This window comes from Legionella stuttgartensis, from assembly GCF_977063405.2.
In genome coordinates this window covers 677,338-693,263 of record NZ_CDRUHA020000011.1, presented here as the reverse complement: position 1 = coordinate 693,263, position 15,926 = coordinate 677,338, and the positions used below count along the sequence as shown (strand labels likewise).

The following is a 15,926-nucleotide window of genomic DNA, read 5'->3' as shown; positions in this document are numbered from 1 at the left end:
TCATTAGTCCCTTTATTTTAGATGAGTTTTCTGTCTTGGTCTTTTTGTAAACTTCTTGGGGTATTTTCTGGTGAAACTTTATTGATGGCCTGCGCCATTTACTAGCGGGTTATTAGCACTGTCTACAAATGAACATGATGAAGCAAAAAATACCAAAAAAATTATAGAGGAAATAGGACAAAAATGTTGGTTAAATCATGGCGACTTACAAGAGTATTCAGCATGTGAAGAACTGAGTAAAATATTTATAAAGGAATGTGGGTCAATTGATGTTCTTATTAATAATATTGCAATTCAATATCCTCAAGATAGTCTAGAAGAAATTAGTTGTGAGCAAATGGAAAACACGTTTAAAACCAATTTCTTTTCTTGCTTTTATATGACTAAAGTTTTTTTACCCCATCTTAAAAAAGGCTGTGGAATTATAAACACCACTTCGGTCACCGCTTATAAAGGAAATGATCACTTAATTGATTATGCTTCAACAAAAGGAGCATTAGTTGCCTTTACCCGCTCACTTTCGCAAAATTTAGTGAAAAAAGGGATTCGAGTGAATGGAGTGGCCCCAGGCCCTGTATGGACCCCATTAATACCCTCTAGTTTTGAAGCAGATGAAGTGAGTCATTTTGGAGAGCAAGTTCCTATGAAACGCGCTGCTCATCCTTATGAAATTGCGCCCGCATATTTATACCTTGCCTCTGAAGATTCATCTTATATGACGGGGCAAATCCTACATCCTAATGGAGGAGTGATAGTGAATGGGTAGAGACTATAACTTCATTTAATTTTTCATCTAGGGTACATCTTAAATCCCCTAATTCTAAAAAGAGCAAATATGTTATTGAATTATATTATTTTAAATGATTCAAAATTATGAATAAAAAAGTAAATTTAAATGGAGTGTTGTGCTTTTACTTTGTTCTTTCCCTCTTTTCGCGGGCGCTCCTTGTCGGGGTAAGACCATGTTACTCACTTTAATTAACAGACCGTCCTTTTCAGATAGTGCATGTACAGTTCCTCCTAATAAACTCCTTATAGAGGGAGGATTTCAAACAAATAATTGGTGAGGGAACTCAAGTAAATACTCCTGAATTAAGTGATCGAGCAAATTCCGGTGGCCAACAATATGAAAGTTTTAATCCAGACTTTCTAATTAGTTATACTTTTAACAGAAAATTAATGTGCATTTAGAATTGCTTAGTCAAAAAAACAAGTTCAGAGGAGTCATTTGGGTTAGTTGGAGGAATAGGATTAATTTATCTTTCTAATCTAAATCTATGGACCAACTTAGCTTGATTGATATTAGGTAATATACCTAGATTTCCTAAGACAATCCCTAAACTTTAAATTTAAGCTTGGATTAATACAACCAATAAACTATGTTTTAATAATTTGAAATAGACTTAATCGAGCTCTGAAAAATGGAATTTTTACAACAGCTAAAAAAACTTATATTGGCAAAAATATCTGTTTATAAAACAGCCTACTCTTTAGTTTGCCTGGAGGCGCAACTCGCCAAATTATCTATTGTTCCACTATTGCTCACTATATTCATGCTTTTTATTGTATTAATGACCGTTTGGTTATCAATTACAACATTAATAGGATATTCCTTGTTTTTAATTTCTAATCGTCCTGTTCTTGCTCTACTACTTATTATATTTTTAAATATAGGTTTATTGCTGGTTTTAATTCGATATCTTTCTTTTAATTTAAAAAACATGAGTTTTGAGAAAACAAGAACCTATTTTTTTCAAAACAAAAGCATACTAAATAAAATTGGAAAAACTAATGAAAACCTAGAGAATAAAAATTAATAATATAGAGAGGATTCGAGTACTTCAATCTAAAACATTTAGATAATCACAAAGGTTCATGATTAGGTAAATTGGATAATTTTAAATCTTATACTATATTAAAAATACAAGTATTATACAGGCCATCATAGGATGGTCTATGCTTTTTAGAGAAAACCATGTTATATCGATTTTTATTAAACTATCTTAAAATAAAACTCTTTCAATTTATTCTTTCCAAAATTACAAGAAGTAAAGTTCCAGTTTCTTTAAGTAAATTAAGCGTTATTGAATATGGAATGAAAGTAATTTTATCATTTATAGAAAACAAGAAATTCGTGAGTAAAAAATAATTAGGTAATCTATTTTTCATCATGCCTATAAAACTACTGTTTACCCTAGCATCTAGGGGTTAGCCTCTCTTTGACTTTGCTCCATAATGCACTATTATAAAATTGTGCAATGCAACAAGGAGCGTATTATGCAACAATTTAAATCGAATTCATTTAATAAACTGAATCAGCCATTACAACAAATTGCAGAATTAAATAATGAAACATTTCAAAAATTTTCTTATTTAAGACCAGAAGATTTTCAAATGAATAATCCTCAAGTTTTGTTAGAAAAAAGTGTTCAAGTTTTTATCGAGAATTCTCACCATAGTCTCGATTACATGCATCAATTATTTAATATTTGGGGACATTCGTGGGAAAATATATCTCAAGAAGCTCGTGAAAAAACGCAAGATATAATGAAACAAACTCAAGCTTACGCTTCTACAGCCAGCAAAGAAATGTCTCGCTCTTCGCCATCTAGAGCATCTGCTAAAAGCACTTCTCATTTAAGAAAAAAAGCATCGAGCTCCAGCTCAAATTTATCCAAGAACAATACCTCTAGAAACGCGTCTCAACATACAGCCTCTGATAAAAAAACGGAAATGTCCCAGGAAAAAAAATAAGATTTATACTTAATTTGCATGAGTAAGTTGTATTTAAATCATTAAGGAGAAAACAATGGGTTATATTATTGGATGGTTGTTAGGTATACCAGTGAGCATTCTTATATTAATTTGGCTTATCTCTCATCTTTAAAAAGGAAATTATCATGCATACTGAAACACTAATAAAAACATCAGGGTGCTGTAAAACTACTTCTACTCATATTTGTTGGACCGCAATTGTCGCTGGTGCATTTGTAGGAGTAGGACTTGGTTTTCTACTCAATCTCTTTGGAGTGGCAATTGGCTTGAGTGCCTACAGTTCATCTCCAAATGGTGCTGCTGTAATTGCTATAGGTGGTGTAATTGGTTTGATCATTGGGGTGATTGCTGCAATGGGAACCGCTGGATTTGTAGCGGGATATATAGGCCGATTTTATCATTGTTATTGCCATGGTGGCGTGCTTTATGGTTTTATAACCTGGAGTATTGCTTTAATATTGAGTATCTTACTGATTGGTCCTACAACAAGTTATCTTTCATCCTATGAAAATAGTCTAAGTCCTTCTTTCGCACCAATAGAAGTTACTAATTCAGCAGTAGGAAATAAAGTAGTTGCTGGAGAGAACAATAACAATGCCCCTGGTGTATCCGTACAAGCAAAACATTTAGCTTGGAGTGGTTGGGTTCTTTTTATTCTCTTTTTTATAGGCGCGTTTTCCAGCTGCATCGGAGCATGTTATGGTATGCGTTGTAGAAAAGAAGAGGTCACCATGAATGTGCCCCCACAAAATATACCTAATGAAAAAATATAATTTAAGACTACCCATTTCTTTTGTGAAGTGGGTAGCTTTTTTTACAAGTATTATCTTTTTCCCCTAATCTAAAAACAATATAAAACTTTTACTTTTACCATTTTCTACTAATATTAAAAGATTATGAAAAAAGGAGTTTTCAATGAAAAAAAGTGAACAGAAAGACATCCCGAGGGTACGCACATTAAACATATCGGTGATATAACTGAAGAAGCATCTGACGATGTCTGCAAAAAAGTTAAATACTCATAGAAATTCTAAAATATAAAAACTAAATCCTAGATTCTGGCGCGCTAACTCAACAATAAGATACGCGTCCAATTATGCAGAACATGGATCAAATGACTTCGATAGCTATTAGTCATCTATATTCGAACTCTAAATTTTACTATTTACCTTAAGTTACAAAAATCATAAAGCCTACTATTCTTTATTAAATTCGTTACTTTTAAGGATGATTAATCATGAACTCACTTAATGGACTTAAAATCGCTATTTTATTAACAGATGGTTTTGAACAAGTAGAAATGGTAAAGCCTAGAGAAGCATTGGAAACTCAAGGAGCTCAAACTGTTCTCATTTCAAATAAACAAAAAGTTCAGGGCTGGAACCATTCAGATAAAGCAGATTTTTTTGATGTAGATATACTCTTAAAAAATGCCGACCCACATGAATACGATGCATTACTTTTACCGGGAGGGGTAATGAACCCCGATACATTACGTACCTTGCCAGAAGCTGTAGAATTTACTAAAAAAATTAATGCTCAACAAAAAACTATTGCTGCTATTTGTCATGGACCATGGCTTCTTATTAATGCCATGGCAGTTAAAAATAAACGTCTTACTTCTTGGCCTTCCGTGAAGACTGATTTAATTAATGCTGGCGGAATATGGGTCGATGAAGCTGTAGTTAAGGATGGAAATTTAATTACAAGTAGAAACCCAGATGATATACCCGAATTTAATAAAGCGATTATAGCTCATTTGAATAGCTGGAAAAAAATTAAGTAATGGGAAGCGATAATTGAGTTATTGGGGGAAGATACCATCCTCCCCTTATTACCTTAATCCCAGAAATAAAGGAGTTTATTTTTTTAAAATTTCTCCGCAAATTTTTTTATATTTTTTTTCTAGAAATTGTAGCTCTTCATCAGTCAATTTTTCTAAATCAAGAGCATGATTATCCGCCGGAGGATGAGATTTTATTAACTCATCTAATTTTAAATTTATTATTTTATTATCACGATTTTGAGTATGTTGAATTAAAAAAACCATTAAAAAGGTAATAATAGTTGTCCCTGTATTGATGACGAGTTGCCAAGTATCTGAGAATTTAAAAATAGGACCTGTTATTAACCACACAATTATAAGTAAAAAGGCCGTAATAAAAGCTACTAAGCTTCCTGATACTTCGCTAATAAAAGATGAAAATTTTTGAAACCATAATCTTAAGTTATCCATAATTATTTCCCTGAATATTAAATAAAATCTTTTAGCTTAAGAAAACAAATTGATATATATATTTACTTTGTTGCAGTGCAATAAAAAAATAGAAATCCTATTAAATTATAGTCACAAATATAAATTTAAAGTTTAAGCTATAATTTAAATAGAGCCGTAACGAATGTTAGTTCCTAATCAAAGAAAAAAATGAATACTTATAGATATTGGCGTTAAATAAAATAATTATAAACAATTCTAATCTCTGATTTATCCCCTTTAATCAACTTTGATATGAATTAAGGACATAAGTTCAAACCCTAATTTCTCAATATGATATGGTTTCATTCAAACCAAAATTCGTACTTGGTACAAGTTTGGTTTAATGAATAAGGATTAGTAATTATGAAACCTCAAGACCATTTAGTCACATTATCTCATGAATTTCCTAATGCCTGGAATCTTGTTAACAAATACAGAACAATTAATTACTTTAAAGAAGAATGGCCCTCTTGGTGCTTTCTACCTATAAATGCATGGAAAGCAATAGTGGCTCAAGAATATAACACTTCCAGCCTTGATTTAGAGCAATCCCGAGAGGCGATGTATTTGGCAGCAATTGGAACATGGCGTTATACTCAGGGCATTTATCGCTTTGATTCAAATTTATATAAAAAACTGGGTGAAATGAATACCAGCACACCGGATAAAACGAAATTTTACCAGCTTCCAGAATGGTCTATTTATATTGAAACTCCTGAGCTGTATTGGAACAATAATCCATTGTTAGGCTTTTGGTTTCATTTGCAATGGGATAATGAAAAAGACTACCATGAACTCTGTTTTTTATTAAATGCAGATAAATTTATTTCAATTTCTCTTCCGTTAAATAAATGGACTACGCATGAAATCCTTCAAAGTTCTTATCCAAATTTATATATAAACAATATCAATACAAATACCTTAAGAATTATGTCTTCTCTTGTTTATTATATTTGTATTTCTCCAATCCCCATTTCTGATAAGTTTGGCAAGAAACCGAGTTTCCCTTCAAGCAAAATTTATAAAAATGAATTTAGACTCTTTCCTCCTAATGATGCCAATATTTGGAATGTAAGTGATGAGCGTTCTATTATTCCTGTTGATAATGAATCGTTGACCATTAACAAGGGAGATTTAGGTCACTGAAAATAGATCATTTCAAAAAGTATGATTCAATATTAAAGGTTTTTATTTAACTTGCATATTTACAAATTGCCATGGATCAGCCTCATCTAAATCTTCGTGATATAATTCTTTTCTATTATTTAAAGGGCTCCATTTTGAATAATGCCCCTGTACTTTACCTAGGTAAGGTACGGCATTCTTTAAAATTTCATCATAAGGTAATTCATCTGGTTCAACTAAGCCTTCATTAGGATGCTGAATGGCCCAAATAATTCCGCTAATTAATCCAGCAACAACTTGTAAACTTGTAGCATTATTATGAGCAACCAGTTTGCGTGATTCTTCTATTGACAGAGTAGATCCATACCAATAGACACCTTTAGAATTCCCCATTAATAATACACCAAGCTCATCAATGCCTTCTGCTATTTCATCTACAATCAATCGGCTATTTTTTTGAGGAATCCATTCATTTCCTTGAAGTTCGTGTAACGAAAGAAGTGCATCAGGACAGGGACAATAGGAATACAGTACCGTGGGTCGATATAAGACTCTATTGTCTTTTTCCAAGGTTAAATAATTCGCAATTGAGGTATTTTCAGGATGAGTAATTAAATATCCATGATAGGCCCCAAAACTTGGAGTCCATGACCGAACTTTCATGCTCGCACTAGGACATTCTATATAGATACTGGATTTCGCTCCTTGAGAATGAAACTTAGCGCCCTGTGGAACGTGTCGCTCATGAGTACCCCACCCTATTTCAATGGGTTGTTTGATTTCTTCAATAAATCCTTTAATCGACCACGTATTCACAAACTCATCCCATTTTTTAAATGAAGTCGCAACTTGAGTATCATGTTCTGCAATATGGACACTTTTAATGTTTAGTGTTTTTGCAAGAGAAGCCCATTCAAATCTATTTTGGGGAGGAGAAATTTGAAGCGAATTATCTTTTGCAATATTTAATAAAGCTTGTTTTACAAAGTGAGAAACAAGACCAGGGTTAGCCCCATGAGTTAGTACACTTGTTTTTTTTATTGTTTCTCTTAAACCCAGAATTTTTTCTCGTAACCAATAATTAGTCCATGTTTCGGGATCGTTTTTCTCAAAAATACTCTCTCCCCATTCTTCAATGGAAGCATTGATATATAACGCATGATGTTCATTACATAATTTAATAAGGGAAGCAGTAGAAATACCTATTGAAACATCAATTACAAGGTCTTCAAAGGTGAGTAAAGAGCCAATCAAAGTTTTATAATTGTTTTGATTAATATTATGTATAAAAATATTCACTGAAAATTCCTTTGCTATGAGAATTGAAGAATTTTCATTAGTAATTATTGAAATGTTAGAAGAAGGAATACCCAGTTTACTTGTAAGTAAAGGTAATAAGGCTTGGCCTATACAACCAAATCCTAATATTATAATTTTGTTTTCGAAAAGCTTTTTTTTCATACCAATTCCCTTGTGTACGACTCATTCTGAACTCCATGACTCAAACTTCACTTTTCATTTTAAAGAATAACTATCATCCCGCTCAATTTTTTCGTCTTCTTCTCTCATCTCTTTTATTGTTTGTTTTATATTTTTAAAGTACGAAGTCGCTCTTTCTTTAGTTTTTTTATCTTTCCCCTCACTTAGAGCTAATGTCATTCGCATACTTTGTTTTAAATTATAAATTACTTCTTCATTTACTCGAGGACTATCTGGTTTAAGCGCATCATTTTCATACATTAGTTTATCTATTTTTTTCTCTATTTTTTCCCACTTTTCTCGCTCTTCTTTAGTAATAATTTTACCTTCAATTTTTATTGCATCCAATGAAGCCATTAATTTTGCTATTTCTCGTTGATTTTGTTCAAATTTTCTTTGTTTATCTTCTTTTTGACTCCTCAAGGGACTATCAGGCATGACCAAAACTTTATGATCCTCTTGCTTGGAGCTTTCCTTATCTAGCCTTTTTAACAGATCATCAAAAGGTTTGACATTTTGACTGGAAGCTAACGCGTCATCTATCTCTTGAATGGCTTGCTCCAGTTTTCCTTTTTTTGCAAGGGATGATAATACTTTTTGGGATAGTTCAAGCCCCTCAAGTCGCATGATGCCAAATTTAGCAGATTTCTCATGTTTTTTATCTTCCTTAATATCTTTCTTACATTGCTTTATAGTGACATCGAGCGCTTTTAGATCCCTTTCTAGAGTAGTTATTTTCCTGCCTGTAGTGGTAGTAAGAGCAGTAAAATATTTACGCTCCACATTGTTTATAGCTTCCAGTTCTTGAATATACTTTGAGATTGCTGCTTTTCTTTGTTTAAGATGTTCCATACTACTTGGAGACGGTTTTTCACCTGATAACTGTTCGATTTCTGCATCCAATTTTCTTTGCAAAGAAAGCGTTTCATTGTAGATTTGGCTACAATCGTTATAATCAGCTAAATTCTTAACTCCCTTGGCTAATATGCCTTTCATTTCATCCCATGGGGTTTTGACTAAGCCCTCTTTAACGTTACTTATAAGACTTTGCACTACTGCACCGCCCTCAGGTCCAAGTTTGGCAACAATTTTTTGGTCCCTCTCATTTTTGCTCGTTAAAAGACTTTCTAATTTGGCTAGAAAATCTTCCTGAGATAAATATTGCATTCCGCCATCCTCATGGCCAAAAATGCTTGAAAGCAATTTTATTTCTTCCAATGGTAAAGGAAGTCTTTGCAAGTTTTTCTTCGCAACCTCCTCTCGCTGTTTTTCCTCGCTCAGTCTTTCTACCAGCTTCCCATATTCCATTGCTTTTTTTAATCGCTCCTCAAGATCATCGAACGGTTTTCGTTGATGATCCTCGATAATTTGAATAACCTGTTCTATCTTGGCTAATTCCTTTTGGGCCATCTCTAAATTAACAGTGAACTCTCCACCAATAACATTTCTAAGTTCGCGATGTTTATTAATGAATTTAGCGTATTGATCATCTCCTGGCTTCGAAGGATTTTTTTGAGGCTGCGACCACATGAGAATATTCCAAATTTGTGTTGGTAGTTTAAATTATAGACTAATCAAACAAGCCTAGACTGAACTAAACAGCGTAATAATGAGAAAAATCGTGGTAGTACCAGTAGGCGGAGTCTTTTGACCCCAACAACCAATCCATCAATCTCCCAATGTTGGGTCAAATGACCCAACCTATATTTGTATATTTTTTGGGCGACAACACCCAACATATTAAGGACATGCATTACGGATCTTTGCCCAGTGATTGTCCTGAGCAGCTTGAGACCTGGTTTTGGGTGTTACACAGACATGATCACCTGGAAAAGCCTCACGCCAGACAAACCCTTGAATGCACGTATCTGGTCCATACGCTCCATTGGGATTGCGGCGTTTTGCTGCCTGCTTATTGTCATTTTTTGTTGCTTGGTGAACTTGGGGTGTGACACAAACATGATCAGTTGAATTGGCCTCGCGCCAAACATATCCTGAAGCGCAAGTACCGGGTCCGTAAGAGCAATCTTTTACAACAAGCATTTGTCCGGAGGTACCTAATTTAGTACAACAATAGACCTTGGAGCCAGTCACACATGCGGAACCACTTGAAGTACCAGATGGAGGCGTTGACTTCGTTTCATTGCTTTTACATGAACCTGAGCAAAAAGGTGCAGTGCCATCCCAACGGCAGGATCGGCCAGGCGTTGAACAACACAATGCCTTAGTACCTGTTGCACACTTCGATCCGAATGACGGAGTCATATTAACAAAGGGAGGCACCCAGAAGTCTGGAATTGCATCTAGTCGTGTCACTTCAGTTTCATTTGCTCCACAAGAACCACTGCAAAATGGAGCAGTTCCATCCCAACGACACGATTGGGCCGATGCAAATGGAATGAGCATGAACAAGGTAAAGGCAAGTATTATTTGTTTTAGAAAAATTCCAGCATGTGGACGTATATTTGTTTGTATCTGCCTTGTTTCTACTTCCGGGCAATTAACAAGAATGGTTCCATCCATGAAACACCTCCTTATTTCTTTGAGCGAATCAAAGCCTAACTGTTTAAGTATTGTTACTAAACTAATAAGAGTCAAGGAAGATGTAGTTTCGGTGCTTGTCGTCACCGGCTGGCTGAGGTTAGTACATAACTCAGCTAACATAAGCCGTTTTTTATTGGAGAGACTATTAGAACTTACCGTCTTAAGAATGACAAAAACCACCCGAAGGTGGTTTTCGCAATAGTGGCGTTTATGGACCTCTCCACAACACCTCCTATGTTTTAAGTATAGACTCTACTTTTAAAAAATCAAAAGTGGGTTGTTTAAAATCTCATTTATCTTTTTCTAAAGTAACATTCCTCTTACGTAAAACAAACACAGCAATGTGTCTATAATTTATTAAAAGAGATCCGATTTAAATCAAACACCTTATTAGAAAAGGATATTTTACATGAATAATAAGAATGTGGTTGAGCTGGAATATGAATTAACCGAGAGTCCAAATAAACTATTAGGTAAAAGTTTAGGGGATTTTTTAGATCAGCATGAGTTAGAGCTCCTGATGAAACATAGTCAAATAGCTCCATTCGAATCAGGAGAAGTCCTCCTTCATCAAGGAGAAAAAATAAATAAAATTTATATGATTCTTAAAGGAACAATTCTGATAAGCGCCCAAATAATGGGACGTGGAGTCACTAATCTTGAAACACTTCACTCAGGACAATTCTTAACTACCATTGGACTCAATGAACACTGCCCTTCTCCTACATCTTTTATAGCTACAAGTAACGGACTATGTTTAATTATTTCCAAGAGCTATTTTGAACTACTTTCTCTTGATTACCCTGAAACAAAATATAAGTTACTTCTTGTTATTGCTCAGCAAACCTGCAACCGTTTAAAAACAATACATGATGTGGTCACTTCTTTTATTTCTGATTCAGATATGACTAGTTTGTCGTTTTTTGAGCGAGTGATTTACTCATTAAATCAGCCAAAGAAAATTATTTTAGGTGAGAAAGAAATTGATAAAACCATGATTCAAAATATTCCCTCATTAAAGTCATTAACTAAAGAAGAAACCCTTTTGTTATGTTCTCATTTTATTATTCTAGATGCCCCTAAAAACAGTATATTAATCAGCGAAGGAGAAAAAAGTGCATGTTGTTATCTAGTCATATATGGAGGCATTCAATCATGCATTATTAAGGACAGCAAACTTGCAAAATTATCTGTTATTGGTCCAGGAACATTCCTTGCTAGCATCGGTTGCATTGAAAATAATGCCACATTTAATTTTACTTATATTACCTGCGAACATACGATTTTATGTAAGTTACCCGAATCAGCCCTGCAATTGATTAAAAATAATTACCCACAGCTTTGGTATAAGCTATTTAATTTAATTTGTACTTCGTTTACATCATTAAAAAAATCGATTGATAAATTAGACATCCGATTACACATTGAAAACTACAATAGGTAAATGCTATGTGCAGAATATTGACTTATCTTGGAAAACCGCTAGTAATTGAAGAATTGCTTTATAAACCTGATAATTCATTTATAGAACAGAGCTATAATCCCAAATACATGTCTCATTTACTTAATTTGGCGGGATTTGGCATGGCTGCTTGGGATACTACATCACCTAATCCCAAATTTCCTTACTTATATAAGACACCTCAATTACCATTTTACGATAGTAATTTACGAAATCTTGCTTCTAAAATTTCCCCTTATTGTCTTTTGGCGCATTTACGCGGGGTTTCTTATCACGAAGAACAAATCGTCTCTAACCAAAATGTTCATCCTTTTATTTTTTCGAACACCAATGTCGTTCTTGCTCATAATGGGTCATTAAGCAATTTTGAAGAGATGCGATATGATTTATTAGAATATATCCGTCCTGAATATAAAGAAGATATTCATGGAACCACTGATAGTGAATGGATTTATTCTATATTTTTATCGCAATTACCCGATTCATCAAGTAGTTATGAAACCGAAGAGATTATTAATGCTGTTATTGAAACATTAAAAATAATACAGAATGTGCGGCAAAGGAGAAAAATAAAAATAAACTCCCCTGTGAATTTATTTATTACAAATGGTGAGTTCATTGCGGCAACTCGATTTGTGTTTGATTACGGTTGGCCTTTACCATCGGAATTGCCTTCTACCCATGCTTATTACCATTCCTTATGGTATACCTACGGGGAAAATTACGGCTTTTATGATGATGTATATAAAATGAATGGTGGTGATTCCAAAAAAAGCATTATTATTGCCTCCGAACCCTTGACAGAGGACACTACTACATGGCTTGAAGTTCCTGAATATACTCTTGTGCTTGCCAGAAAATCCAATAATGATGAGATTGAAATAATTTCTCAAGATATTAACTTGTAATTCTTTTAATCTAAATCGCTATTGCAAATAATAACTCAAATTTATATGGATTTATGTTGTTTCAATTCTTTGGACCAAATTTTACATTGCTCTGAAACCACTTTAGGCAAGGAGCCCACTTGGTGAAATATTTGTAATAATAAAGTAGTGTCATTCACTTTATTTCTTACATCCTCAAGTAATCGCCCCACATACTCAGTATTTCCTAATTGATTTGTATATTTCTGAATTGTCTCTGCAGTATCCATTATATCGTCAATAATTAAACTACGATCCTTAGTGTAAGGATTAATAAAAGTGCCATCAAAACCATATCGAGAGGCCTCAAATCTATTAGTATTGTAAAGATTGTATACATCATGGCAAACTTGAGTTGGTCTTTCTTCTAATAAATAAAGCGCTACAGATTGAATATATGCTGCAATTAAAACTGCTTTATTGATGGTCAGTGGTGCATCAAAAACCCTTATTTCAACCGTGCCAAATTCAGGCTTAGGCCGGATATCCCAATAAAAATCTTTCATATTTACTATGATGTCTAAGCTTCGCATTTTATAATAATAATCTGAAAATTGTTTCCAATCCGTTAGATAAGGCATAAACCCACTCAATGGAAATGCATTAAACATAATCGAACGAGATGAACAAAAGTGGGTATTAACGCCTTGATAAAAAGGTGAAGAAGCTGATAGTGCAATTAGTTGGGGAACATACCGCGAAAGGGCATGGGTTAGATAAAGTGCATCCGCTGAATTCCCACAACCTATATGAATATGCTGGCCAAATTCCGTAGCCATTTTGGATAGAAACCGATATTTTGTAGATATTTTTTTATATCTTAAAGTCGGAAATATTTTTTGCATCGCCCAAGTTTGAAATGGATGAGAACCACCACCACAAATCGCTATCCCCAAATCAGAAGCCTGTTCTAATAAATAAGCTTGCAATTCAATTAATTCCTGTTCCATAGTTTGTGGAGACTGATGAATCGAGGTATTGATTTCGATCATGCTTTGGGTAATTTCAGGCTTTACTCTAATTTGATTTGGCCCCGCTTTAATATTTCTAATCAGATCTTTAGCCCTAGAAATTAATGAAAAGGAATTGGGATTTATAAGTTGAAGTTCTAATTCAACTCCTATTGAGGCCACTGAAGATTTTTTAAATGGCAGATTTCTTCTCATAAAAACCCTCCTTGATAAAATAACAATCCATTTGATTAATTATAACGCAATTTCTCATATAAATATGATAAATTGCAATGTTTAATTGACTTGACTATTATGTAATTTATAGCTCATTGTGCTTACTTATTGAGCGACCAAGGAGGGCGATGGATACTTTACAATGGCTTGAACAGCTCATCAGTTTTAATTCTATTTCCAATACTTCGAATTTGGAAATTATTAAAACAATTGATGAGTGGTTCAAATTACATCATATTCCTTCGCAAGTTATCCCTGGCCCCGCGGAGTCCAGAGTTAATTTATTTGCAACCATTCCTGCAAGTAATGGGCAAACAGAAGGAGGGATTCTTTTGTCGGGTCATACTGATGTAGTACCTGTTGGTGGACAAATATGGAATACCGAGCCTTTTGTAGCGACGAAATTAGATAATAAAATTTATGGTCGTGGCACATGCGATATGAAAGGTTTTATTGCGGTGATCCTCGCGCTTACTCCTGAGTTTAAAAAATTTAACCTAGTGAAACCCATTCACTTTTCATTTACCTGCGACGAAGAAATAGGCTGCCTTGGAATAGATTATGTAATTGATTTTATTAAAAAAAATCAGATTCTACCTGAAGGTTGTATTGTTGGTGAACCTTCTAATATGCGACCTATTATCGGTGGAAAAGCCAGAAAACTTTATCATTGTCAGATACAGGGAAAAGCAGTTCACTCTTCTCTAGCTTTTGAAGGATGTAATGCAATTGAGTATGGAAGTCGTTTAATCAACTACATTAACTCCATTGCTCATTATATAAAAGAAAATGGACCATTTGATAATGATTTTGATTGTCCATTCAGTACCATAACGATTAATATTGTCAGTGGCGGAATTGCAACAAATGTCATTCCTGGCACATGTGAATTTATTCTCGAAGTTCGTTATATCAATCAATTTCCCATTGTAAACTTTCGTAGCCAAATTGAAAATTATATCAATGAAGAGCTGTTACCTGAGATGAAAAAGGCCTATTCAGAAGCCAGGATTTATTTTGATGAAACTTCTGATGCACCTGGATTTCATGCTTTAGAAAACTCAACCATCCTTAGAGTCGTTCGTGCAGTAACTGGAATAAAAGAGCGATTAAAGGTTTCCTATGGAACTGAGGCAAGTGTCATTCAAAATGCAAATATTCCCACCGTTATTTGTGGACCAGGCGATATTAAACAAGCACATAATCCGAATGAATTTGTAACTATAGAACAACTTAATATGTGCGAAAAAGTAATTAAAAATGTGGTTACTTTTTTTTGCGCCCATCCACACAATAGTGACCAAATTTAAAATTTATTTATTACGAATTCGGTAAAAATAGCAATCCATCTCCAGATACCGTCCTTTTTTATAATATTTCATCCCACACTTTTGCATCACCCGAAATGAAGCAGTATTGTTCCGATCCGCGTAAGCAATTATATAATCTGTATCTATATTCTCCCTTGCCCATCTCAGAAGAGCTTTTAATATTTCGGTCGCATACCCTTTATTCCAAAATTTTTGATCTAAAAGATATCCTACTTTTATTTCTCCAGTTTCTAACTGGTTAAAATAAGCCTCACCAACAAACTCTTCATTAGATAACTTAAAAATAATACAAGAAGGTAAATGCTTTTCTTCATAAAGAACTAGGGTTTCATTAATATAATCCTTTATTTCCTTATCGCTTAAGAGACCTTCAGGAAAAAATTCTTTGACTTTTGGATCTCGTTCTATATGTTTTAAATGCTTAACATCATCTCTTCTAAGTAAGCGCAAACCGAGATGTTTGGTTTTTATCAAATAGTCGTCCATAACGTATCTGCCATATTAAGATATATATATAATATACACCACTTACCCAGAACAAACTCTGCAACACATTTACTTTATAAGAAAGAGATGTAAAAAGAATAATGTAGAAGTTCGTTTGATCCATTGAAAATAGGTAAAATAAATTAGTTTCCACTCGATGGTTTGTTCAAGGATAAACAAGAAAAGGCAGAAATAGCTTTATGGACAGCATTGCGCGCGCTTTGGAAGAAAAGAAAAGTCTTGCAAGTAATATAGTGACCCGGGCGAAACACAATAATTCTGAGAATGTACAATACTTCCAAGACAAGCTTGATGAAATAGAAAAAAAATTCAAACAATAAAGGAACTATTAGA

The 15,926-nt window shown here is 33.9% G+C and carries 16 protein-coding genes; 10 read left to right on the top strand and 6 right to left on the bottom strand.

Annotated elements, in window-relative coordinates; all coding sequences use genetic code 11:
* Positions 1-118 precede the first annotated feature (118 nt).
* From ACWTEW_RS05305 to ACWTEW_RS05285, 5 genes are all read left to right on the top strand, one after another.
* Positions 119-766 (top strand): SDR family oxidoreductase, encoded by a 648-nt coding sequence (locus tag ACWTEW_RS05305; protein ID WP_454780734.1) that lies wholly within the window; start codon positions 119-121, stop codon positions 764-766.
* Positions 767-1,421: 655 nt separating this feature from the next.
* A complete protein-coding gene (locus tag ACWTEW_RS05300) occupies positions 1,422-1,817 on the top strand; it encodes a hypothetical protein (RefSeq protein ID WP_454780720.1) in 396 nt (131 codons plus the stop codon).
* Positions 1,818-2,277: 460 nt separating this feature from the next.
* Complete coding sequence (locus ACWTEW_RS05295) at positions 2,278-2,754, top strand: hypothetical protein (protein WP_454780719.1); 477 nt, start codon at positions 2,278-2,280, stop codon at positions 2,752-2,754.
* A gap of 146 nt (positions 2,755-2,900) precedes the next feature.
* Complete coding sequence (locus tag ACWTEW_RS05290; protein WP_454780718.1) at positions 2,901-3,548, top strand: hypothetical protein; 648 nt, start codon at positions 2,901-2,903, stop codon at positions 3,546-3,548.
* A gap of 464 nt (positions 3,549-4,012) precedes the next feature.
* Complete coding sequence (locus tag ACWTEW_RS05285) at positions 4,013-4,561, top strand: type 1 glutamine amidotransferase domain-containing protein (protein ID WP_454780717.1); 549 nt, start codon at positions 4,013-4,015, stop codon at positions 4,559-4,561.
* 75 nt (positions 4,562-4,636) lie between these two features.
* Here ACWTEW_RS05285 and ACWTEW_RS05280 read toward each other — a convergent pair whose 3' ends face one another.
* A complete protein-coding gene (locus tag ACWTEW_RS05280) occupies positions 4,637-5,011 on the bottom strand; it encodes a low affinity iron permease family protein (RefSeq protein ID WP_454780716.1) in 375 nt (124 codons plus the stop codon).
* 384 nt (positions 5,012-5,395) lie between these two features.
* Between ACWTEW_RS05280 and ACWTEW_RS05275 the strand changes: the two genes are divergently transcribed.
* Complete coding sequence (locus tag ACWTEW_RS05275) at positions 5,396-6,178, top strand: AcrVA2 family anti-CRISPR protein (protein ID WP_454780715.1); 783 nt, start codon at positions 5,396-5,398, stop codon at positions 6,176-6,178.
* A gap of 42 nt (positions 6,179-6,220) precedes the next feature.
* On the opposite strand, the gene ACWTEW_RS05270 is transcribed toward ACWTEW_RS05275, so the two are convergent.
* From ACWTEW_RS05270 to ACWTEW_RS05260, 3 genes are all read right to left on the bottom strand, one after another.
* The gene (locus ACWTEW_RS05270) at positions 6,221-7,618 is read right to left on the bottom strand and encodes a saccharopine dehydrogenase C-terminal domain-containing protein (RefSeq protein ID WP_454780714.1); all 1,398 of its coding nucleotides are present in this window, start codon (positions 7,616-7,618) and stop codon (positions 6,221-6,223) included.
* 54 nt (positions 7,619-7,672) lie between these two features.
* Positions 7,673-9,166 (bottom strand): hypothetical protein, encoded by a 1,494-nt coding sequence (locus tag ACWTEW_RS05265; protein ID WP_454780713.1) that lies wholly within the window; start codon positions 9,164-9,166, stop codon positions 7,673-7,675.
* 210 nt (positions 9,167-9,376) lie between these two features.
* Positions 9,377-10,159, bottom strand: a complete 783-nt coding sequence (locus tag ACWTEW_RS05260; protein WP_454780712.1) for a hypothetical protein — start codon at positions 10,157-10,159, stop codon at positions 9,377-9,379.
* 430 nt (positions 10,160-10,589) lie between these two features.
* Between ACWTEW_RS05260 and ACWTEW_RS05255 the strand changes: the two genes are divergently transcribed.
* Both ACWTEW_RS05255 and ACWTEW_RS05250 read left to right on the top strand, forming a co-directional pair.
* Positions 10,590-11,624, top strand: a complete 1,035-nt coding sequence (locus ACWTEW_RS05255) for a cyclic nucleotide-binding domain-containing protein (RefSeq protein WP_454780711.1) — start codon at positions 10,590-10,592, stop codon at positions 11,622-11,624.
* A 5-nt stretch (positions 11,625-11,629) separates the two neighbouring features.
* Complete coding sequence (locus tag ACWTEW_RS05250) at positions 11,630-12,550, top strand: class II glutamine amidotransferase (RefSeq protein WP_454780710.1); 921 nt, start codon at positions 11,630-11,632, stop codon at positions 12,548-12,550.
* A gap of 41 nt (positions 12,551-12,591) precedes the next feature.
* On the opposite strand, the gene ACWTEW_RS05245 is transcribed toward ACWTEW_RS05250, so the two are convergent.
* Complete coding sequence (locus ACWTEW_RS05245; RefSeq protein WP_454780709.1) at positions 12,592-13,734, bottom strand: YbdK family carboxylate-amine ligase; 1,143 nt, start codon at positions 13,732-13,734, stop codon at positions 12,592-12,594.
* Positions 13,735-13,883: 149 nt separating this feature from the next.
* Between ACWTEW_RS05245 and argE the strand changes: the two genes are divergently transcribed.
* Positions 13,884-15,065: an acetylornithine deacetylase gene (gene argE, locus ACWTEW_RS05240; RefSeq protein WP_454780708.1), complete on the top strand. Its 1,182-nt coding sequence runs from the start codon at positions 13,884-13,886 to the stop codon at positions 15,063-15,065.
* A gap of 3 nt (positions 15,066-15,068) precedes the next feature.
* On the opposite strand, the gene ACWTEW_RS05235 is transcribed toward argE, so the two are convergent.
* Positions 15,069-15,572 carry a GNAT family N-acetyltransferase gene (locus tag ACWTEW_RS05235; RefSeq protein WP_454780707.1) on the bottom strand — a complete coding sequence of 168 codons (504 nt, stop codon included), beginning with the start codon at positions 15,570-15,572 and terminating at the stop codon, positions 15,069-15,071.
* A 200-nt stretch (positions 15,573-15,772) separates the two neighbouring features.
* Here ACWTEW_RS05235 and ACWTEW_RS05230 point away from each other — a divergent pair, with 200 nt between their 5' ends.
* Positions 15,773-15,913, top strand: coding sequence for a hypothetical protein (locus ACWTEW_RS05230; RefSeq protein ID WP_454780706.1), 141 nt, complete (start codon positions 15,773-15,775; stop codon positions 15,911-15,913).
* Positions 15,914-15,926 lie beyond the last annotated feature (13 nt).